Below are 23,975 nucleotides of genomic sequence, written 5' to 3' on the forward strand. Positions count from 1 at the left end.
AGAAAAAATGAAAATAGGAATCTTTGGTGGTTCATTTGATCCAATCCACAAGGGACACATTAGAGTAGCACAACAAGCTATTAAAGAATTAAATTTAGATAAATTATTCTTTGTCCCTGCAAATAAGTCACCTTTTAAATTGAAAAACAAATATGCAAGCAACGAAGATCGTGTTGAAATGATTAAATTGGTTTTACCAGATAAGTGTGAAATTTCTAATTTTGAAATTAATCGCGGAGGTACCAGTTTTTCAATTGATACTGCTCGTTATTTTAAAAATAAATTTCCAAATGATGAAATTTTCATGTTAATTGGAACGGATAATTTACCTAAATTACCAAAATGAAAAGACATTGAGGAACTTTCACAAATTGTTAAATTAACATTTATTCGTAGAAATAAAAATGTCAATAAAGTAAATATTAAGCGATTTAACGGTATTTTATTAAATAATAAGTTAGAAGATTTTTCATCAACAGAATTTAAAAAAGGTTATTTAGATTCTGTTGATGAAAAAGTTATGGAATATATCGGAACCAAACAGTTATATGCTTTTGAAATTATTCATCAGATTTTAAGTGCTAAACGAGCCAAACATTGTGTTAAAGCGGCTGAATTTGCTGCTTCTCTTGCAAAAGCACACAATATTTCAGCAAAAGATGCATATTATGCTGGTTTATTTCATGATTTAGCTAAAGAATGAAGCGAAGAAGAATCACGAAACTTTATTGAAACATGTGGTTGAAATCAATCTGAATTTAAAAAACATGAATTACATCAGACATGTGGTTATTTATGATTAAAAAATGTTTATAAATATCCAGATGCATCTGTATTACACGCTATTTTGATTCATACAACACTAAATTTTAAAGGTGATGCTAGCTTGAGTGAGCTGGACAAGATACTTTATATCTCTGATAAAATTTGTGATGGTAGAAAGTTCCCTGGTATTCAAAAAATTCGCGAATTAGCACACGAGAATTTAGATTTAGGATTTAAAGCAGTTGTAAAAAGGGTTTATGATTTTGAAACTAAAGAAAAAGGAACAATCTTTAGTAAAGAACAAGAAAAAGTATATTTAGATATATTGGAGTAAAGAATGAATGAAAGATTACAAAAACTGCTCTCACAAGCAGGAATTGCTTCACGACGTGAAGCTGAAAATATTATTAAAGCTGGACGTGTAAAGGTTAATGGAAAAGTTGCACAACTAGGGGACAAAGCAAGTTTTAAGGATCAAATTTTAGTTGATAGCAAACCGATTGCACGTGAAGAAAAAGTATATTTTGTTCTTAATAAACCTAAAAACACAATTTGTACACTCAAAGACAATTTTGATCGTACATTAGTTACTGATTTAATTGATACTCCTTATAAAATTTTTCCGGTTGGTCGTTTAGATTATGATACAACTGGAGTACTATTGCTAACTAATGATGGCGATTTATCAAACAAACTAACACATCCTAGATATGAAATAATTCGTAGATATAGAGTTCGTTTAAATACTCCGCTAAGTGACAAAGAGCTTAAATTAATTAATCAACCTGTCCCAGTCAATGGTACCGAATCAATCCAAAGTGTCTACAAACTAGACACCAAATCTTATTTGGTATCTTTAACTGTCGGGACTTATCACCATGTTAAAGAATTGTTCAATTATTTTGACAAGACTGTTGTTTCACTAAAACGTGTTGAGTATGCTGGTATAACTGTTGAAAAAATACCTGAAGGTGAGTATCGTCGTTTAACGATTAAAGAAGTAAAAATGTTAAAACTTCTAACAAGGACACAAGATGAAAAATTGAAAAAGAAAATGAATTAGTTTAACCTTAATTTCTTCACTTACACCTTTGACAATTCTTTCCGCTTCAGGTTGTGGTGGTTTTAATAAAACAGTTATCTCGAAATTTAATGAATACAGAAGTAAAATCAACGTCGAAAAAGAAATTATTGTTTCAGAAATGAGTAAAATTAGTGATTTCTTAAATAATAAAAGTGCTAATGAATATCAAAATATTGACACATACTATCTTAAAATAGCTCAAAAAGGATTAGATTTAATTCAAAATTACCGTATTTTTATTAATAAATTAAGTGAAAATTCACAAAAATATTCTGAGTTATTAAACAACGAAACACGTGATGAGTGAATTAATAAAATGGACTACATTAATCAAGATATTTTATCAATTCTCAAAGAACGTAAGAGTGGTTGAAATAATTCAAGTGTAAATGAATATTCGATTATTTTAAATGACTTAAATTTAGCTTTAACTGACGCTGAATCTCTAGAAATTGAAAAAAATAATTTAATTGAAAAAATCTTAAACATTAAAGATTTTCGAAAAGAAAACGACTGCAAATGTCCTGACACTAAACATTCATACCTAAAACAATGGTATAACCATTTTGATATCGGAGTGAATTATCAATTAATTGCTGCTTATTTAAAGACTAACAGCGACAGTGGGGACTCTGAATATCAAGAATTATTAAAACAGTACCACACTCATAGCTTGGCTAATGTTTTGAGAGAGTGAGTTTATGTAACTGTGGATGCTCGAGTTAATGAAAATTCGAACGTAAATGCACGAACAGAAATTCGAGATTTTATTGCTAGGTTCAAAAACAAATATTTAAACGAATCCGATAGTGATACAGTTGAATTGTTCAATAACTTAAATTCTAGTTACCAACAGTTTGAACAAGAAATTGTAGAAGTTTCAAGAAACAATGCTGGGGAATATCCATATCAAAAATTTGTAAATTACATTGTTGATTATGACACTCAAAAGAAAAATTGGACTTCTTATCCATTTGGTAAAATCCATAACTCATTAAAGAAAATTTATAATTATTTATTAGAATTTTAAAAAGGTTTTAGATGCTCGAAATTAATTATGATATAGACTACTGAAAAGAAAATAACCACATTCTGGGACTTGATGAGGCAGGAAGGGGAGCTTGAGCTGGTCCAATAGTGGTAGCAGGAGTGGTCTTACCAAAAAATTATCAAAATGACTTAATTGATGATTCTAAAAAATTAAGTCCCCAACAACGTGATAAAGTGTTTGATCAAATCACAAAAGATGCTTTAGAAATCGTTGTTGAATTTGTTGAATCCCATCTGGTCGATCAACTTAATCCCAAAACTGCATCAATTCAAGCGATGGAGACTATTTTTAGAAAAATTAAAAATCATAAAATTGATTTAATAGTTACTGATTTTGAAAAATTGAAAAATGTTACTGCAAATCAAATTAACTTGAAAAAAGGTGATCAATGTTCCATTTCAGTTGCTGCTGCAAGTATCATTGCAAAAGTCACTCGGGACCGACACATGCAAAATTTAGAAAAAAAGTATCCTAAATATACCTTCGGAACACATAAGGGATACGGTACGAAAAAACATCAGCAAGAAATAACAGAGAACGGTATTTTAAACGAGCATCGAAAAAGTTATAAACCAATCCAGAAATATTTAGAAATAGATAAGGAATAATATTAAATGAATAAAAAAAGAGTTGTAATTGGTATGAGTGGTGGAGTCGATTCTTCTGTTGCTGCTTATTTATTAAAAGAACAAGGATACGAAGTTGTTGGTCTGTTCATGCGTAACTGGGACAGTATGCTTAATAATGATATTTTAGGTAATGAAAGTATTTCACAAGATGTTTGTCCCCAAGAATTGGATTATAGGGACGCTCAACTTGTTGCACAAAAATTAGATATTCCATTATACCGTGTGGATTTTGTCAAGGAATACTGGGACAATGTATTTCAAAATTTCATTGATGAATACAAGAAAGGTCGTACCCCTAATCCAGACATTTTGTGTAACAAGTACATCAAATTTGATGCTTTTGCAAAATATGCATTTAACGAACTTAAGGCCGACTTCATCGCGATGGGACACTATGCAAAAGTTGAAAACGGTCATTTATATCGTGCGAAAGACCAGAATAAAGATCAAACTTATTTTCTTGCTCAACTATCACACGAGCAATTAAGCAAAGTATTAATGCCACTAGCAAACTTAGAAAAAAGCGAAATTCGTAAAATTGCACTTGATTTAGATTTAGTCACAGCAAAGAAAAAAGACTCAACTGGTATCTGTTTTATTGGTGAACGTAACTTTACACAGTTCTTACAAAATTACATTCCGGCACAAGATGGGGACATTGTGGACATTGTGACCAATCAGAAAGTAGGGACACATGTGGGATCATTTTACTACACGATCGGACAACGTAAAGGGTTGAATTTAGGTGGGATGAGTGAACCATATTATGTGTGTGGACGTGACGTTTTTAAAAATATAATTTATGTCGCACCTGCTTCTCGTGAAGATTTTTTATATAGCGACAAGTTACTAGCATCAAGCGTTAATTTTAATAACAATGACTACGATCATAAGAATTTAACTGCAAAATTTAGATATCGTCAAGAAGATATTCCAGTATCTATTGAATTATTAGATAATAACCAAATGATTGTTTATTATCCACAAAAAAGTCAAGCAGTCACACCTGGACAACAAGTTGTAATATATGATGGTGATAAATGTTTAGGTGGTGGAATCATCGAAGAAATTTACAACGATAATAAAAAAATTAATTATGTATAAAAAATGGAGATTTTATGAACTCAAAACAAATTAGACAAAGCTGATTAGATTTTTTCGAAAGCAAAAAGCATTTAATCGTACCTTCAAAAAGCTTAATTCCTGTTAATGATCCTTCACTACTATGAATTAACTCTGGTGTGGCAACTCTAAAAGATTATTTTTCAGGTAAAAAAGTACCACCTAGCAAAAGATTAACCAATTCTCAAAAATCAATTAGAACAAACGATATTGAAAATGTCGGAATTACTGCTCGTCACCACACATTTTTTGAGATGTTAGGAAACTTTTCAATTGGTGATTACTTTAAAAAAGAAGCTATTGAATTTGCAGTTGAATATTTATTAAACGTTTTAAAACTACCAAAAGAAAAATTGTATTTTACTTATTATTATGAAGATTTAGAAACTAAGAATTATTGAATGTCACACGGTTTTGGCGAAGATCATTTAATTCCAGGTACTAAAGATACAAACTTTTGAGAAGTTGGTTCTGGACCATGTGGACCAAATACCGAAATTTTCTATGATCGTGGAGAAAAATATGATTCGCGTGGAATTGAACTTTTAAAAAACGATATTGAAAACGATCGTTATATTGAAATTTGAAATATTGTCTTTTCTACCTATAATTCAGATGGAGAAGGAAATTACACAGAACTAAAACAAAAGAATATCGATACCGGTGCTGGTTTAGAAAGAATTGTGTCTATTTTACAAGATGCACCTACTAACTTTGATACTGATTTATTTTTACCTATTATTCATCAAATCGAAGAATTTACTGATTATAGATACGACATTAACAATTATTTCACTAAAGAAGATGAACAAAGAAACATTAATTCCTATTTTAAGGTTATTGCTGACCACATGCGTACAGTTGTAAATGCAATTGCTGACGGTGCCAAAGTTTCAAATGTTGGACGTGGTTACATCATTAGACGATTAATTAGAAGAAGTGTCTATAAAGCAATGCAATTAAGAGTTAAAGAACCTATTTTCCTTTATAAATTAGTGCAAGTAGTTAAAGATACATTGCCTTATGAATATGATATTGAACCAGTTGCAAATGCGATTAAGGATGAAGAAGAATTATTCTCAAAAACAATTGAAAATGGACGTACACTTCTAAATTCTCACATCGACCAAAACACAAAAACTTTTTCTGGCGAAGTCGCTTTTAAATTATTTGAAACCTACGGCTTTCCAATTGAATTAACCGAAGAAATTTTAAAAGAAAACGAAATTAGCTTAAATTGAGCAGAATTTGAAGAAGCTAAGAATAAACACATCCAAGCTTCAAAAGGTGAAAAAGCTAGCGGAATGGACAAAGTTATTAACTCATTAACCTTAGTCAAGAGTAAAGTGGATCACTTTATTGGTTATGAATCATTAACTTCTGAATCTAACATTTTATTCTTATTAGATACTGAAAAACAAGTAGATTCAATTGATGGTATTGGTTATGTAGTACTTGATAAAACTCCTTTTTATGCAACAAGTGGTGGACAAAGACATGATAAAGGTTACATTTTACAAAACGGTAACAAAATTGAAATTTTAGATGTGTTTAAAGACAAATTCGGTAACCACATTCACAAGGTGAAGGGACAATTAGAAGTTAATGACGTGGTTGAATGTTACGTAGATCCAGTAATTAGACTGGGATTAGAACGTAACCACAGTGGTACACACTTATTATTCTGTGCACTTAGAAATATTTTAGGACCACAAATTGTCCAATTGGGTTCAGATAATAATGAAGAAAGATTGACTTTCGATTTACCTGCGGACACTAAACCAACTGAAGAAGAAATTGAGAAAATTGAGCAATTAGTTCGTAGTTACATTCAAAGAGCAGTCGATCGTCAATACTTACAAATGACTACTGATGAAGCTAAGGAGTTAGGAGCTATAATGACTTTAGAAGAATCAGAGTACATGGATCCTAAAAACGTTCGGATTGTTAACTTTGAAGGTATTACCGCCGACTTATGTGGTGGTACTCACTTAAGCAATTCATCAAAACTTGAAAACTTCAAAATTACAAACGTAGAGAAAAAAGCTGCCGGTGTATTTAGAATTAGAGCTATTTCATCAAATAAATTGGTTAATGAATTTTTAGAAAATGAATACCAAAATTTAATCGATGAATTAAACAAAAATATAGAGAAAAACCAAAAATTAAGTTCAGATTATCAAATTCAAATTCCACAAAAAGGAGACTTGGAAACTTCAATTAAAGAAATTAAAGCTCTCATTGAAAAAGTTAGAGATGACTGAAAAGTATTAGAAAAAGAAATGATTGAAAAATCGGCAAATGATTTTACTGAACTATACACAGACCAAAACTTTTTAGTCGTTGAAGTTGCTAATGCTGTGGCAGTTAAGATTTTAGCTTCTCAATTAAGAGAATCACATCCAGATTTAGTCGTGATTGTTACTGATCAAACAATGTTAGCAGTCGCATCGAAAAAACACGATTCAAACAAAATCGCTCAAAAATTGTTTAAACTATTTAACGGCCGTGGAGGGGGGAATGCAATCCTATCTATGGGGAAAGTTAACCAATTTAATTTAGATTCAATTAATTTTGAGGAATTACTAAATGCGTAAGCTAGCATTGGACCTCGGGACAAGAACATGTGGATTCGCAATTAGTGATGAAATGTGCATTATTGCATCTCCTTTGGAAAATTTTCGTTTTTCTGAGAATGCATTTAATCTAGTTATTGAAAAAGTTTTCTTATATTTATCTGAATATAAGACGATTGATAAAATCATTTTAGGTTATCCACTTCGTATGAACGGAACCAAAAGCGAACGTACAGTCATGGTTGAAGAATTTAAAATTAAACTCGAAAATCACTTAAGTGAATCAAATTTCAATATTCCAGTAATTTTAATTAATGAACAAAATTCAACTAAAAACGCCGAATCAGTTTTAATTGAAGCTGGAATGACACGACAAAAAAGAAAACTACATAAAGATAAGTTAGCAGCTGTCTTAATTTTGGAAGACTTTTTAAATTATTATTTTTAAAATATGAGAACAGCATTAACTATTTCTATTTTTGTCGCATTAATAATCGGTTTTGGTATTTACGGTATCTTATTTTATAAGGCTAAAAAAATGCAAAAAGATTTAGTTCGGAAATCTGAACAAGAAACTTATCATACATTACTTAAAATTCGCGAAAATATTGGTGAAATCCCAATTCAGCTTAAAAACGCATTAAAGTCAAAAACAGATGATTGAGATTTTGAGTTTAATTTAAACACTATTTATTTAAATAATTACCAAAGCATTTTGTGCATTAGTAATGATGACTTATATGTTTTTGCTGGACTGCAAGAAATGAGTAAACGTCCGTTTTTCTATTATGAAAGTGAATTTGATTTTGACAAATGAAATGATTTAGTAACTCAAGAAAATCCGAAATTAGTTTCAATCAAACCACTTTCATATGGTAACCAAAAACTTGATTTAGTTTTAGTTTACGGCACCAAAATGGATAATTTGGAAATTTACAAAAACTTTTTTAATCAATTGAATCATAATGGAATGCTAGTTATTAATCAAAAGTTTCAAAAACGTTCCGAATTAAATCAATTTCTGAAATATCTCAATAATGAAAAAGTTAATTATGAGATAGTTTGACACAAAAATAAATTTTTATACATTTCAAAAAAATAAGATATGCAAATAATGTAAAATTAAATTACTTTTTTCAAATCCAAGGAGAAAAAAATGGCAAGAAAAAACATTAGTGAAAACAAAATATTTTTAGCTAGCGAAACACTAGAAAAATATAAAAAAGAATACGAACACTTAGTTAACGTTGAACGTCCTGCAGTTCAAGAAGCTCTTAAAGAAGCTCGTGCACAAGGTGACCTTTCGGAAAATGCCGAGTACGATGCTGCACGTGAACGTCAAAGTGTAGTTGAAGGTAGAATTGCCGAACTTGAAAGTATTATTGACCGTGCAGTTTTAATTGAAGAAACAAACTCACGTGAAAAAGTCGGGATTGGTTCAACTGTTACTTTTAAAAATGATAAAACAAATGAAATTAGCACTGTGACAATCATGGGATCGCATGATGCGAATCCATTTGAAAACAAAATTTCAAACGAAAGTCCCCTTGCTGAAGCGATGTTGGGAAGTTCAAGAGGTGATATTGTTGAAGTTGAAGCTCCAACAAAATACACTATTGAAATTTTAGATATTGAATTTAAGTAATTAAATTATTGATAACTAAGGAGTGAAAATGCTAATTGGTATTAGTGGAATGATTAGTAGTGGTAAAAGTACTTTAACCAAAAATTTAGTAAAACACTATCAAGACAACTGTTTATATCTTAATGAATATGAAGAAAATGATGAAGTTTTTAATACATTTTTAAAATGACTTTATTCAGGTAAAAAAAATATTTCACTTGGTTTTCAATGTTTTGTGGTTGAAAACCATCTTAACCGTGTTGATCGAATCTTAGAAGAGTTCCACGATTTAAAAATGAAGAAAAATAGTGATTTTATTTTTCTAGATCGTTTTTCATTAGAACATTACATTTTTGCGATGATAAATTTTGAAAACGCTCAATCACGTTTTTTCAATGCATACCAAAAAGCATTTGAAGTGGCTGTGACTAAAAAACAGTTACCAAACTTTGTCTTATATCTTGATTTAGACTTTAGCACTTTTAAAGATCGACTTTTTGCTCGTGGTCGGGCAGTTGAAATTAAAAACTGAGATTTAAATGAAGAATACTTTAAAGTTTTACATCAAGCATATCAAGATCACTTCATCAACTTGTGTCAAAAATATAAAATCGATTATGCCATTATCGATACAAATAACCTCAATGCACGTGAAGTGACTAAAGAAGCGATTCGTATTTTAGAAGAATATAAACTGAGCTCAAAATAATTAAAAATTAAAACTAAAATTTGTTTGGATTTTAGTTTTTTTATTTTATAATTAACAGGCAATACATAGAGACAGTAACTGCTTAGCTTAAAAATGTTACCGAATGTATAGTTCTTAAGATGTGTTGCACCTAAAAATTAACGGAAAATGAAAGGGGGCAAAATATGGCTGAATCAAGTCTTAAAATTGCTAAAAGACATGTAGTTAGTGAAATTAAAGAAAAAATTCAAAACTCACAAGCTTTAGCTTTTGCTGAATATCGTGGATTAACAGTTGCTGAACTTGCTGAATTACGTAAAAAAGCTAAAGAGTTGAATGTTGAAGTTAAGGTTTACAAAAACCGTTTATTTAAAATCGCTGCTGATGAATTAGGTTACGGTGAATTATCATCTCACCTAGTTGGTCCAAACATCTTTGCTTTTTCAAAAGATGATCAAGTTTCTGCTGCTAAATTATTAGTTAAATTTGCTGCTGATAACAAAATCATGGTTGTTAAAGCTGGTACACACGAAGGTGTTGTTGTTGATGCTCAAGGTGTTAACGATGTTGCTAGTCTTCCATCATACGACGAAGCACTTGCTATTCTTGGACGTTCACTTATGTCACCATTACAATTATTGGCTCTTTCTCTTAAATTAATAAGTGAAGGAAAATCTGAATAATTCAATTTTGCTTAAAGAAAGGAAAAATATTATGGCTAAATTAACAAAAGAATCATTTATTGAATCATTAAAAGAAATGAACATTAAAGAAATTATGGAACTTGTTGATGCACTTAAAGAAGAATTCGGTGTAGATCCTATGGCTGCTGTTGCTGTTGCCGCAGCTCCTGCTGCTGCAGCTGAAGAAAAATCAGAAGTTACAGTTACATTAAATTCAGCATCAAACAAAGTTGCTGTTATTAAAGTAGTTAAAGACATTTTAAACATCGGTTTAATGGATGCTAAAAAATTAGTTGATGCTTTACCTGCTAAAATTAAAGAAAACATCAAACCAGAAGAAGCTGAAGAAATTAAAGCTAAATTAGTTGAAGCTGGTGCTGAAGTTTCTATTGACTAATTTCATTTCTCAAACTTAAAATCACTTACTTTTTAAGTGATTTTTTTGCTTTTTATAGAGTTTTTATCTTATGAAAAACTCTAAAAATATATTTATGAAAAATTTACTTTTTAGTAAAATTTATATGCTTTATTAACCATTAAAGTATTTTTTACTATTTTTGTTGAATAATGCATAAACTTTCAAGGAGAATAAATGGCGCAAAAAAATTACAAATTACGTAAATTTGGACCAATTACAGAACGTAGAGACTATTCTGTTACTAAACAAACTTTACCAGTAATGGACATTTTATCAACAGCAAAAGAAAGCTTCGAAAACTTTCTTAAAGAAGGTATCGAGGAGCTTCTTTTAGAACACTATCCAATCGAAGCTGCTGATAAAAAAGTCAAACTTAATTACGTTAAAAAATCATTAAGAATTGAACAACCATTTAAAAAATCAACTAGCGAAGGTGAAGAAATTAAAAAATGTAAAGCGAAGGGAATTAATTTAGCTTCGCGTGTTTACATTACTCTTAAACGTGAAATCACCGGGACTGGTGAGGTTAAACAAGACGAAGTTCTTTTAGGAGAAATTCCTTTAATGACTTCAGGTGGTAGTTTTATAATTAACGGTTCAGAAAAAGTTATTGTTAGCCAATTAATCCGTTCACCAGGTGCATACTTTGGACGTGGTGTGCGTAACAAACAATCTGATGACTTGTTCAATAAAGTCGAAGTTTTACCGCGTATTGGATCATGAATTGAAATCTCTCACAAGGTTACTTCTTCAAACGTTGACTCAGTTAAAATCAAAATTGATAAAAACAAAAATGTTAATTTAACCACATTTTTAGGTGCATTAGGTCTAATGCAAAAAGACATTTTAAAACTATTTGGACACAGTGCAGTTTTAAAAGAAACAATTGCAAAAGACAAATTTATTAATGAAACAAACTTAAGTTCTGCTGAAATTACAGACTTATGTCAAGAAGAACTTTTCCGTGGTATCAGAAAAGGGGACAGAATCTCTGATGATGCTAAAAAATCATTAATTCCAAACATTTTATTTGACAAAAAACGTTACAGCTTATCAAATACTGGACGTTACATGTTAAATAACAAACTTTCAGTTGTTGATCGTATTATTGACACTTTCTTAGCTAAAGATTTAAAAAACAGATCAAATGAAGTTGTGTTTGAAAAAGGGACATATATTACACATGAAATTGCTCACGAAATTAACGAGAACTTCAAGAATGGTGTTTTCGCACTTGAAGCAATTGATGGTATTGATCCTGAATTAGTGTACTTTAAACTACATGAAAACAACAAAACTTTACTTAAAAGAAACAAAATTGCTAAAGTTTGAGTTTATCCAAATCGTAAATGAATGGAAAACAATGCTGAAGATCCAGTTTTAGTAATTGGTAATGATCCTAAATCAGTTGAACCACACTTATTGGTTTCTGATATTGTTGCAGTTGTAAGTTACTACTTTAACTTAATTGACAACGTTGGCCAAGATGATGATCCTGATTCACTTATTAACAAGAGAATTGTTTCAGTGGGTGAGTTACTTCAAAATCAATTAAACGTTGCTTTAACCAAATTAGAAAAAACTACTCGCGAAAGAATGGGGGCGAAAGAACCTGAAAAAATAACCGCAAAAAACGTAACTAACAACAAATTAATTACCAACCAAATGAAAACCTTCTTCAACTCTTCAAAACTTTCACAATTTATGGACCAAATCAATCCACTTGCAGAAGTTTCAAATAAACGTCGTGTGACTTCTTTAGGACCTGGTGGTCTTAACCGTGATACTGCACAATTCGAAGTTCGTGACGTTCACTCTACTCACTATGGAAGAATTTGTCCAATTGAAACCCCTGAGGGACCAAACATCGGGTTGATTTTAAACTACGCAATTTATTCAAAGGTTAATAAAATGGGATTCTTACAAACTCCATATTACAAAGTTAATAACGGAGTTGTAGACTATAATGACGTACACTATTTAACAGCGTCTGAAGAAATTGGACATAAATTTGCTCAATCTTCAGTACATGTTGATGAAAATAATCGTATTATTGATGAAACACTTACAATCAGACACAATTACCAATATTTAATTGCTCGTCCTGAAGATGTTGACTTCTTAGAAGTTTCATCAAAACAAATGGTTTCTGTTGCGGCTGGTGCAATTCCTTTCTTAGAAAACGATGATGCTAACCGTGCACTTATGGGGTCAAACATGCAACGTCAAGCTGTACCACTTTTACAAGCTGAAGCTCCTTTAGTTGCAACCGGAATTGAAGCTGATATTGCTAAATACTCAGCATATAACTTAACAGCAAAAAACTCTGGGGAAGTTATTTATGTTGATTCACAAAAAATCCACATTAAAACTGACAAAGGGATGACTGATAAATATTCATTACGTAATTTTGAGCGTTCAAACCAAGGGACAGTTATCAATCAAAAACCAATCGTTAAAATTGGTGACTATGTTGAAACTGGGGATCTTTTAGTTGATGGTTCATCATTTAAAGATGGTGAAATGGCTTTAGGTAAAAACGTTCTTGTAGCATTTACTACTTGAAATGGATATAACTTTGAGGATGCTGTGATTCTAAATGAGCGTCTTGTTAAAGATGACGTTTATACATCAATTCACATCGAAGAACAAACAATTCAATTCAGAAACTCAAAAGCTGGAAATGACCGTTTAACTGCTGAAGTACCTAACGCTTCAAAATTCTCATTGCGTAACTTAGACGCTAATGGTATTGTTGTAGTTGGTTCAGAAGTTGTCCCTGGGGACGTTTTAGTTGGACGTGTGTCACCAAAAGGGGAAGAAAATCCAACTCAAGAGGAAAAACTTTTAATGGCCATTTTACAACAAAGACCTTCTTCAGACAAGGATACTTCATTAAAAGTTAAAAACGGACACAATGGTACCGTTATTGGAGTTGAAGTTCTTAGTCGTGAAACAGGTGATATTTTAGAAGATGGTATCGATAAGATTGTTAAAGTGTCAATCGCTCAAAAACGTAAAATCAAAGTTGGGGACAAGATGGCTGGTCGTCACGGTAACAAAGGGGTTATCTCAATCGTTTTACCTGAAGAAGACATGCCACACTTAGAAGATGGTACACCAGTTGATATTATGCTTAACCCTCAAGGGGTTCCATCGCGGATGAACATTGGTCAAATCTTGGAAATTCACCTTGGAATGGCTGCACGTAAATTAAATACCAAATTCGTAACACCATCATTTGATGGGGTTAAGAAAACTGACATTGAAGAAGCTTTAATTGAAGCTGGACTTTCAAAAACTGGAAAACAAACTTTAATTGATCCGATTACTGGACGTAAATTTGATAATCCTGTTTCAGTCGGTGTAATGTACATGTTAAAACTTAGCCACATGGTTGATGACAAGATGCACGCACGTAGTGTTGGACCATACTCATTAATTACTCAACAACCGCTTGGTGGAAAGAGTCAAAATGGTGGTCAAAGATTTGGAGAGATGGAAACATGAGCGATCGAATCTTATGGTGCAACTAATGTTCTTCAAGAAATTTTAACTTACAAATCAGATGATATTAACGGTAGAAACACACTTTATAGTGCTTTAGCTACTGGGAAAGAATTACCTAAACCAGGGACACCTGAATCATTTAACGTATTGAGCTACGAATTAAGAGGATTAGGTATTAAATTAGATCCGGTTAAAATTAGACGTGAAGATGCTCACATTGAAGATGAATTTTTACAACACATCGAAACAGGAGAGGTAGATAATGAGTAATTACAACGATGATAACTTATTAATCGATAAAATTTCATTAAGTTTAGCGACTAATGAAGATGTTTTATCATGATCTAATGGTGAAGTTACCAAACCTGAGACAATTAACTATAAATCATATAAACCAGAACGTGAAGGTCTTTTTGACGAATTAATTTTTGGTCCTACTACTGATTTTAAATGTCCAATTTGTGGTACAAAATACAAAAGAAGTGATGAAAATACAATTTGTTCAAAAACACCTGCTTGTGAAAAGTACAAACCAAAAATTTTACCTAAAATCACACGTAGAAGTCGTATGGGACACATCAAATTACACAACCCTGTTGTGCACTTTTGATTCTTTAAAATTGACCACTCAATTATTTCTAAATTATTAGGATTAAGAGTTCAGGATTCAAACAAACCAGTTGCTAAAGCTGATTTAGAAAAATTAATTTACTATAAATCGCACATCGTTTTAGAAGATGGTGGACTTGAATCACTTAAGAAAAATTCAATTATTGATATTAATGAAGCTGCTGGAATTTACGAAGCAACTTTAATGGAACTGCTTAAAAAAGCTGAACCAAATAGTGATGAGTACGAAGACATCATGATGGCACTTGAAGAATTAAGAACTTATGCGTCGTCAAAGATGGGTAAAGATTACGGAATCGATTTTTATGAATACAACGACATTATTCATGAATACTCTGATGCTAAAATTGGTACCGGTTCACAAGCGATTGAATACTTATTAAAAAATATTGATCTTGAAGCCGAAGCTGCTTATGTTCAATCAGAAATTGATGCAATTAATAATTCAATCCCAGTTGGGGAAAGTTTAACTGGTACCAAGGTACAAGAACGTGCAAAATTATATAAACGTTTAACCATTATTAATTCATTTATCAAATCTGGTCAAAAACCAACCAGCATGTTGATTTATAACTTACCAATTATCCCTGCTGATTTACGTCCATTAATTCAATTGGATGGTGGACGTCACTCAACAAGTGACATTAACGAACTTTACCGTCGCATTATTATCAGAAATAACCGTCTTGAAAAATGAAACGAATCAGATGCTCCGATGTTGATTAAACAAAACGAGTACCGTATGATTCAAGAAGCTGTGGACGCTTTAATTGATAACTCGCGTAAGAAACCTTCCCCAGTTGTCTCAAAAGATTCAAGACCTCTTAAATCTATTTCTGACGCAATTACAGGTAAAAAAGGACGTTTCCGTCAAAACTTACTTGGTAAGCGTGTTGACTACTCTGGTCGTAGTGTTATTGTTGTTGGTCCAACTTTAAGAATGCACCAAGTTGGTATTCCACGTGACATGGCTGCAAAATTGTTTGAGCCATGAATTATTCGTGAAATTATCAAAGGTGACCAAAACATTAACTCAATTAAAGCTGCGAAGAAAAAAGTTGAATCATTAGATCCAATGATTTGACCATATGTAGAGCGCGCAATTGAGGGACGTCCTGTTCTTCTTAACCGTGCTCCTACCTTGCACCGTCTTTCAATTCAAGCTTTTGAACCTGTACTAATCCGTGGAAAAGCGATTAAATTGCATCCGCTTGTAACAACTGCGTTTAACGCGGACTTCGACGGGGACCAAATGGCTGTACACGTTCCTATTTCGGACCAAGCAGTACGTGAAGCAAGAGAATTAATGCTTGCGTCAAAAAACATTCTTGGACCTAAAGATGGGGAACCTATCATTAACCCTTCACAGGATATCATTCTTGGTCTTTACTACCTAACAATGGAAAAAGAAGGTGCTAAAGGTGAAGGACTTTACTTCGCTTCCAAAGAAGATATGTTACGCGCTTATGAAAATAATTTTATTACACTTCACTCGCGTGTAGTTTTACCAATTAGTGCGATTAATAAAGATGGTCTAACTAAGGACGTAAATAAAAAATACGTAATTTCAACAGTTGGTAAATTTATTTTCAATGATCTATTTCCAAATGATTTCGACTTTATTTTTGGTAAAAGAATTACCAAAACCGCTAAAACCATGTCAAATGGTACTGTTAAAATGGTTGAATCAGAAGCGATTCACTCTTCAGCTAAAAACGCTGATGAATATACTTTAGGTTACGGTAACGATTTTAAAGAATATATTAAATCATTACCAGTTAATGTAGCTTTAAGTAAAAAAGATATTGCTAAAATTGTTCGTAAAGTTTACGAAAAATACGTCGCAACAGTAACAATGGAAGATATTGCTGGTGTAATTAATGATGTTAATCGTGAAAATTATGAAGATACATTCATTCGTTGCGCTTCATTAATTGATTACAAAGGTGATGTAATTGATCCAATTCACGCTCAAACTTTAGCAACATTAATCAAAGACAACTTTAAACGTATTGATAATGAATTAACACGTAAAAACAAAAATGAAAATCAAATTTGAACAATTAATGATTACACAAAATTATTAGAACTTGTTTGATTTGACTATACGAATAAAGTTGCTGCAATTCTTGATAGTATTAAGAATACTGGATTCTACTACTCAACCATTTCTGGGACAACCATTTCGATGAATGACGTTACGACAGTCCCTTCAACTAAAGAAAAAATTCACGAAGGTGAAATTTACACTGATAAGTTAAAAGAATACTTTGAAAAAGGATACTTAACTGACGATGAACGTTATACCTTAACAATTCAAAAATGATCTGAAATTAAGGAAAACATAGAAGGTGACCTTAAAGAAGTTACTAAGTCAAATCCAAGTAACCCTCTATTCATGATGTTTACTTCCGGAGCTCGTGGTAACTCATCAAACTTCGTTCAATTAGCTGGTATGCGTGGACTTATGAGTAACAACACTAAGGTCCTAAAAGCCGATGCGGCCAATGACCGTGTTGTTCGTAGTACTATCGAAATTCCAGTTAAATCTTCATTCCTTGATGGTTTAACTGCCTACGAATTCTATTCATCAACTCACGGGGCTCGTAAAGGTCTTACCGATACTGCTCTTAACACCGCTAAATCGGGATACTTGACACGTCGTTTAGTTGACGTTGCTCAAGGAATTGTTGTACGTGAAGAGGATTGTGGTAGTGACTTTGGTTTTGTAGTTAAAGATATTAGCGATACCAAAACTGACACAGTTATTGAATCCCTTGCCGAAAGAATCGAAGGTCGTTTCACAAACAGACCAATTTTTGATGAAAACGGTATTGAAGTAATTAAAACTAATACATTAATTACTCCAGAATTAGTTGATTTAATTATTAATAAACTAAAACTTAAAGAAGTTGAAATTCGTTCAGTACTTTCTTGTCATACTCGTAATGGTGTATGTAAGAGATGTTACGGAAAAGATTTAGCATCAAACAGAATCGTTAATATTGGGGAAGCTGTTGGGGTTGTTGCTGCTCAATCAATCGGTGAACCTGGGACACAGCTTACTATGAGAACATTCCATACCGGAGGGGTTGCTGGGGTTGAAGATATTACAGGTGGATTTGGTAGATTGATCGAGTTAATTGACGCCTACGATTCTCCTTGAGGTCGTCCAGCTGTTATTTCAGATATTAGTGGTGTGGTTTCAGATATCCGTGTTGCACATGATAAAGATGGTCACGAAAGCGACGTACAACTAATTACTATTGATGCAACTACTGCTGATGGACAACACTATAACAAGACTTATCCAGTTAAAGTTTCACAAAAATTACGTGTAGCAGTTGGTGATCACGTTAAACCGGGACAAAAATTAGTTGAAGGTCCAATCGTGTTAACTGAATTACTTGAAGCAGTTGATACACGTGCTGTACAAAACTACTTATTAAAAGAAATTCAAAGATTGTACCGTCTACAAGGGATTACAATTTCTGATAAATATATCGAAATTATTATTCGTCAAATGTTATCAAAAATTATGATTACCGATCCGGGGGACTCATCATTCTTTACTGGTTCATTAGTAGATACATTTGTCTACCAACGTGAAAATGGACGTTTAATTTCAGAAGGTAAAAAACCTGCTTATGGTGAAGTTAAAATTCGTGGAGCTAAACAAACTCCTTTATTAAGTGATTCATTCCTAGCTGCTGCTTCATATCAAGAAACAGCTAAAATCCTTGTTAACGCTTCAGTTTCTGAACGCGTTGATTATCTTGAAGGACTTAAAGAAAATATTATTCTTGGTCACAAAATCCCAGCTGGGACAAATATCAATTACGAATTAAAAGGTAAATATGATATTCGTGATCCAAGAAGTTACTTCAAAGACAAATGAGATCCATCTGATTTTTGAGGTGATGAATCACAAAATAAAGAAAATAATTACGATTTATTTGGTGAAGACCAAGATCTTGATATTTACGATGAAGAATACGATGAAAGCATCGAAGAAGCAAGTGAAGATTTTGACTACACTGACGATTTCATGGATGAATCTGAATTTTAATTGATAATAACTAAATTAGGAAAAACAATAAAATGTGAAAAAATTTTATTGTTTTTTTATTTTATTGACAGCAAATCAATAAGATTTTGCACATTTTTTAAAATACATTTAAAAAATTTTTTTTATGTTATAATAGTAAAGCAATTTATAAAGACCGATATAAATTCTAATTATTAACGTTAAGGAGAAAGCAATGAGACAAACTACAATCACAACTAAATTAACTGCTAATAAAAAGTGATACGTTGTTGATGCTGAAGGTCAAATTTTAGGACGTTTAGCAGCTCAAGTCGCAACAGTTTTAAGAGGAAAAAACAAACCAGATTTCACTCCAAATGCCGACATGGGAGACAATGTTATTATTATTAATGCAGAAAAAATCGTTTTAACAGCTAAAAAAGAAGAAAATAAGGTTTATTACTCACACTCTGGTTATTCAGGTGGTTTAAAAAGCATTACAGCTGCTAAATTAAGAGCTAAAAAACCAACTGCTCTTGTACAAAAAGCTATTTTTGGAATGTTACCACACACAAAATTAGGTAACCAACAACGTCGTAACTTATTTGTTTATGCCGGACCAGAACACAAACATGAAGCACAACAACCAGAAAGATTAGAGGTTAAATAATTATGTCTAAAGATTTACAATATCGTGGATTAGGAAGAAGAAAATCATCAGTTGCACGTGTTATTATCAAACCAGGAACTGGAAAATTTGTAATTAACAAACGTGAAGCTCGTGACTACTTAACTTCTGATATTTATTTAAAAGATGCAAATCAACCTTTTGTTTTAACTGAAACAGTTGGACAATTTGATGTTAGTGTTAATGTTGTAGGTGGTGGTTTAAGCGGTCAAGCTGGTGCTATTCGTTTAGGGATTGCACGTGCTTTATTAGAAGCAAGTGCTGACTATCGTGCTAAATTAAAACCTGCTGGAATGCTTACAAGAGATGCTCGTGCTAAAGAGCGTAAAAAACCTGGTCTTCGTGCTGCACGTCGTGCAAGACAATTCTCAAAACGTTAATAAAAAATATAATTTTAATTTACCTATTAACCATTTTTATGGTATAATAGGTATACATTTGCGAGCGTAGCTCAGCTGGTTAGAGCACACGACTGATAATCGTGAGGTCGATGGTTCAAGTCCATTCGTTCGCACCATATCACAAACTGTGTTAGGACATCCTTTAAGCCGGATGTCTTTTTATTTCTTTGTTTAGAACTTTCCACATTTTCATAGAAAAATCATGAAAAAATAACTTTTTAACTTATTAATTTCAATTAAAAAAATTTTTCTAATTTATTTAATTTGCACTATCTAAATTAGATAAAATAAAGGCATGATGAAGAAAAATAAGAAATTAAGTTATACATTATTATTATCAAGCGGAATGGTTTTAACACTTTCTGCTTCACTTTCTGCACAAGGATGTGCACCTGCAAATGAAAAAGTCGACGCTTCGAACGCATTTGAAATTGCCGATTTGCAAACTTTTAAAGGATTATTACAAGAAACAGTTGATAATAAATCCAATGAAGTAGCCTTATCATTAATTCCAAACAAAGGTTTTGGTGTTAATGATAAAGTGTTTTTAAAATTAAAATCTAAATTAGATGTGCAAAACTTAAAATTAACCAACAACGCTATTGTTGTTAAGATTAATTCTGAGAATGCTACTTTAACCTATACATACGATAAAACAGAATATACTCAAGTTTTCAATATTCAAGTTAAAGCAACACCAGCTAAAGAAACTCCAAAAGCCGCTCAATTTGAGCTTGCACTCCAACCAGATTTAGCAAATATTAAAAAAGAAGTGGATTTTGCAACAACTAAAGGATGAGCAACTGTGAGATTCTATTTTGATGCTGAAAACAAAAATTTCGTAAATAATTTAGATGTAAAATTAGCATCAATTAAAGAAGGTTTAGATTTAACAAAGTTGTCTAAAGTTGAAACTTCAAGTAAAGGTAAAAGATATTTAGACGTTAGCTATACCGAAAATTCTGTAACCTTGAAATTCACATATGACGGCAAGGAATATGTACAGGAAATTTCTTTAGATCAAGGTGTACAACCTGAAAAACCAATTGAAAATGCTAATGCTTTTGATATTGCAATTTCACCAGATTTAGAAAAAATTAAATCTGAAGTTGAAATCGCAACTTCTAAGGGATGAGTAACCACAAGATTTTACTTTGATGAAACAAACAAAAATTTCGTGACAAATGATGGTGAAAAAATAGCAACAATTAAAGAAGGTTTAGATTTAAGTAAATTATCTTCTATTGAGACTTCGAAGAGTTCTGGCAAAAAATACTTAAATGTTGAATATACTTCTAATTCTGCTACCTTGAAGTTTACATATGATAATAAATCTTACAAACAAGAATTTATTTTATCAGACGAAGCAGAACAACCTAAGGAACCATCTCAACCAGCAGAAAATGAAGTTGGAACAGCAGATGCTGCCTTTACAGTTTTAGATTGAAAACTTATCAAAGATGACATTGAATATGCTAAGAGCAAAAATTTTAAAGATGTTAGAGTTTATTTCGCTGATGGAAAATTGGTAAATGGTCGTTCAAACGAAGTATTTAGACTTAAAACTGGTCTTGACTCAACAAAATTCAAATGACAAATTTACCACGATAAAAAGAAAAATATCGATAGAGATTTTACTGTATATTTACCATTTGCTGATCATATCGAGCTAAAATATACCTATGAAGGTATAGAGTATATTCAAGTGTTCAAATTCGAAACAGTAACTAATACATCTGAAGAACCAAAAACCGAGGAACCAAAACAACCTGAAACTCCTAAGTCAGAAACATCTACAACGGATGAAAATTCAACCAAAGATTCAAATCTTGTTGATGAAGAAGTTTCAATTGAAAAAGCATTCTTCATGACAAACTTAAAGAATGTTAAAAATGACATTAAATATGCTAAGAAAAAAAACTATAAAACGGTTAGAGTTTACTTTTCAGATGGTGATCTTGTAAATGGTGTTACTCCGCCTCAAAAAAGTTTCGAATTAAAAGAAGGGATTGATCCATCAAAATTCACATGACAAACTTGATTAGATAAAAAGACTAATACTAATAAATTTTTCACTGAATATAATTACTATGACACATATATTGAACTAAAATATACTTATGACGGTGTTGAATATGTTCAAGAATTTTCATTGTCACCTACTACTAAGACTAAACAACCAGAAGATGAATTAGAATTCAAATATTACCGTGATGTTACTAAATTACTAGATCTTTCAGAAAAATTAAAAGCTTGAGATATTCAACTCGTTGCTCTAAAAAGTCAAAATGAATCTTTAAAATCAGCTAAGAATTTCGCTAAAGACTTACCAGTTAGTGAAAAAATTACTGCAGCAATTAATGCTACTGAAGATTTAATTTCAAAATTAACTGAATTAAGAAATGCAAAAATTGATGAAACTATTTTATCATCATTAGGTGATTTTATCGATCCAGATTGAATTGAAGATGTCAATCAACAATTATCTGCTGCTAAATTCAAAAACATCGAACTTTGAAATGTTGATAAATTAGACAAAAATCCAGTCCAAAAAATGATGTATTTAGATAATTGAATGCAAAAACTATTGGATATGAAAGCTAATTCATCTTTAGGTTCGAAAAAAGATCGATTGATTTCAACTTTAGTGCTTGAATACAACAAAGTGTTAACAAAAATCAAAAATGAGTTAGACAAATCAGTAGCACAGGCAACAAAAGAAGTTGTTGATGCAAGAATTCAAGAAGATAAATCAATTCAAGAACCGATTATTCTTTACAGCTTAACAAATTATTTATGATCATATAAATTACCTACTTTAGTAAACGAAAAAACTAAATTACTTCAAAATATGAATAACGAGTTAAGTAATTTAAAACAAAAAGTTGATAAAACTGCTGATGATGAAGCAAAAATTACAGCATTAGAAAAATCAGTTGAAAATTTAAACTCAGTTCTAAAAAATACCAAAACATTTATTAGTGGAAATAGTTCAAGAATCAAAAACTTCTTCCAAAATAGAAATATTGGTGAATTAACTGCTGAAGATGTTGCAGAAATTAAGAAAATTCGATACCAAGTAACAAACATTTATAATGCTCTTAACCAACATAGAATGGTTCAACCTGCGGTTTACAAAGCAGCTCCTGATCCAGCTCCAAAACCTGTAGAACCTGCACCAGCGCCTGTTGATACTGAACAACCAGAAGTTGCACCAAGCGAAGATCCGGTAGCTTCAACTTTCGATCCAAGTGACATTTTATTAAATAAAGTTGATGATGTCATAAATGAAGCAATTCGAGCTGCAAGAGGAAATTCATCAAATACAATTAAATTCACATTAAAAGAAGATTCTAATACTTTAGTTAATGAAGCAGATGCTAAAGCATTCGATTTAAAAGAAGGAATCGACTTAAGTAAATTAGCAACTGAAACTGAAAATAGTAAAAAAGTTGTTTCATTAACCTTTGATGACAATCAATTGACATATACTTATACATATGACAATAATCAATATACTCAAAACATAACTCACACAACTCCAGAAGTGCCGACAGTTACAACTGAAACTGAAGAAGAAACAGAAGAAAAATCTAATTTTGAAAAAGCTAAAGAATTAGCTGCTAATAATCAAGTATTTAAAGTTAGTGGTATTACGTTAGAACATTTCAATAAGTTGTATTCAACCGAACAAAAAGGAAGAAGAATTGATAATGAACGTGATGGTTGAAAAGTAAATAAAAGAGCAAAGGATAAAACTAAAATTTTTATTTTACCTAATTTTGGATTTACCGATTCTGCTGATCAAATAATTGATGCTGATAAGACTTCTACAGAAAAAGAAGTAAGAATTGCCGGTTACACAGATCATGACAACACTAGCGATAAACAAAGATCAGTAAGACTTATTTTTGAAACAAGCGAAGATAATGGAAAAAGAACCATTATACTTAAATACAAATTATTCGATAAAATTAATAAAACACACTCAGAAGAATACACACACACATTCTCTGAAGACGACGTTACACAATAACAGTCAAACAATATTTATTGCACATTAACTAACTCTTTTTATG

Annotated in this window: 17 protein-coding genes and 1 tRNA gene; all 18 read left to right on the forward strand. The window is 31.6% G+C overall.

Annotated features, from left to right (window positions below; genetic code table 4):
• Window positions 1–7: 7 nt before the first annotated feature.
• Window positions 8–1,099, forward strand: coding sequence for a nicotinate-nucleotide adenylyltransferase (locus BLA55_RS02535; RefSeq protein WP_073372525.1), 1,092 nt, complete (start codon window positions 8–10; stop codon window positions 1,097–1,099).
• A 3-nt stretch (window positions 1,100–1,102) separates the two neighbouring features.
• Window positions 1,103–1,828, forward strand: a complete 726-nt coding sequence (locus BLA55_RS02540; protein ID WP_073372526.1) for a pseudouridine synthase — start codon at window positions 1,103–1,105, stop codon at window positions 1,826–1,828.
• The gene (locus BLA55_RS02545) at window positions 1,800–2,879 is read left to right on the forward strand and encodes a hypothetical protein (RefSeq protein ID WP_073372527.1); all 1,080 of its coding nucleotides are present in this window, start codon (window positions 1,800–1,802) and stop codon (window positions 2,877–2,879) included. Before BLA55_RS02540 ends, BLA55_RS02545 begins: the two co-directional genes overlap by 29 nt.
• Window positions 2,880–2,890: 11 nt before the next feature.
• Window positions 2,891–3,508: a ribonuclease HII gene (locus BLA55_RS02550; protein WP_073372528.1), complete on the forward strand. Its 618-nt coding sequence runs from the start codon at window positions 2,891–2,893 to the stop codon at window positions 3,506–3,508.
• Window positions 3,509–3,514: 6 nt separating this feature from the next.
• Window positions 3,515–4,633, forward strand: coding sequence for a tRNA 2-thiouridine(34) synthase MnmA (gene mnmA / locus BLA55_RS02555; protein WP_073372529.1), 1,119 nt, complete (start codon window positions 3,515–3,517; stop codon window positions 4,631–4,633).
• A 14-nt stretch (window positions 4,634–4,647) separates the two neighbouring features.
• On the forward strand, window positions 4,648–7,248 hold the full coding sequence (gene alaS, locus BLA55_RS02560; RefSeq protein WP_073372530.1) for an alanine--tRNA ligase: 2,601 nt from the start codon (window positions 4,648–4,650) through the stop codon (window positions 7,246–7,248).
• Window positions 7,241–7,675, forward strand: a complete 435-nt coding sequence (gene ruvX / locus BLA55_RS02565) for a Holliday junction resolvase RuvX (RefSeq protein ID WP_073372531.1) — start codon at window positions 7,241–7,243, stop codon at window positions 7,673–7,675. Before alaS ends, ruvX begins: the two co-directional genes overlap by 8 nt.
• Window positions 7,676–7,678: 3 nt before the next feature.
• Complete coding sequence (locus tag BLA55_RS02570) at window positions 7,679–8,329, forward strand: BC85_0335 family putative methyltransferase (RefSeq protein ID WP_073372532.1); 651 nt, start codon at window positions 7,679–7,681, stop codon at window positions 8,327–8,329.
• Window positions 8,330–8,383: 54 nt separating this feature from the next.
• Entirely contained in the window at window positions 8,384–8,872 is a 489-nt protein-coding gene (gene greA, locus BLA55_RS02575) for a transcription elongation factor GreA (RefSeq protein WP_073372533.1), read from the forward strand.
• Window positions 8,873–8,900: 28 nt separating this feature from the next.
• Window positions 8,901–9,560 (forward strand): deoxynucleoside kinase, encoded by a 660-nt coding sequence (locus BLA55_RS02580; protein ID WP_073372534.1) that lies wholly within the window; start codon window positions 8,901–8,903, stop codon window positions 9,558–9,560.
• Between the two features lie 164 nt (window positions 9,561–9,724).
• A complete protein-coding gene (rplJ, locus tag BLA55_RS02585; protein ID WP_073372535.1) occupies window positions 9,725–10,222 on the forward strand; it encodes a 50S ribosomal protein L10 in 498 nt (165 codons plus the stop codon).
• 31 nt (window positions 10,223–10,253) lie between these two features.
• Window positions 10,254–10,619 (forward strand): 50S ribosomal protein L7/L12, encoded by a 366-nt coding sequence (rplL, locus tag BLA55_RS02590; RefSeq protein WP_073372536.1) that lies wholly within the window; start codon window positions 10,254–10,256, stop codon window positions 10,617–10,619.
• 195 nt (window positions 10,620–10,814) lie between these two features.
• Entirely contained in the window at window positions 10,815–14,420 is a 3,606-nt protein-coding gene (rpoB, locus tag BLA55_RS02595; protein ID WP_073372537.1) for a DNA-directed RNA polymerase subunit beta, read from the forward strand.
• On the forward strand, window positions 14,413–18,849 hold the full coding sequence (locus tag BLA55_RS02600) for a DNA-directed RNA polymerase subunit beta' (protein ID WP_073372538.1): 4,437 nt from the start codon (window positions 14,413–14,415) through the stop codon (window positions 18,847–18,849). The genes rpoB and BLA55_RS02600 overlap by 8 nt, the downstream gene beginning before the upstream one ends.
• A 193-nt stretch (window positions 18,850–19,042) precedes the next feature.
• Window positions 19,043–19,477 carry a 50S ribosomal protein L13 gene (rplM, locus tag BLA55_RS02605; protein ID WP_073372539.1) on the forward strand — a complete coding sequence of 145 codons (435 nt, stop codon included), beginning with the start codon at window positions 19,043–19,045 and terminating at the stop codon, window positions 19,475–19,477.
• Window positions 19,478–19,479: 2 nt separating this feature from the next.
• Complete coding sequence (gene rpsI / locus BLA55_RS02610) at window positions 19,480–19,875, forward strand: 30S ribosomal protein S9 (RefSeq protein WP_073372540.1); 396 nt, start codon at window positions 19,480–19,482, stop codon at window positions 19,873–19,875.
• 60 nt (window positions 19,876–19,935) lie between these two features.
• A tRNA-Ile gene (locus BLA55_RS02615) sits at window positions 19,936–20,012 on the forward strand.
• A 179-nt stretch (window positions 20,013–20,191) separates the two neighbouring features.
• Window positions 20,192–23,932 carry a hypothetical protein gene (locus tag BLA55_RS02620; RefSeq protein ID WP_157089914.1) on the forward strand — a complete coding sequence of 1,247 codons (3,741 nt, stop codon included), beginning with the start codon at window positions 20,192–20,194 and terminating at the stop codon, window positions 23,930–23,932.
• Window positions 23,933–23,975 lie beyond the last annotated feature (43 nt).

It is taken from the genome of Mycoplasmopsis pullorum (genome assembly GCF_001900245.1).
GTDB classification, from domain to species: Bacteria; Bacillota_I; Bacilli_A; order Mycoplasmatales; family Metamycoplasmataceae; genus Mycoplasmopsis; species Mycoplasmopsis pullorum.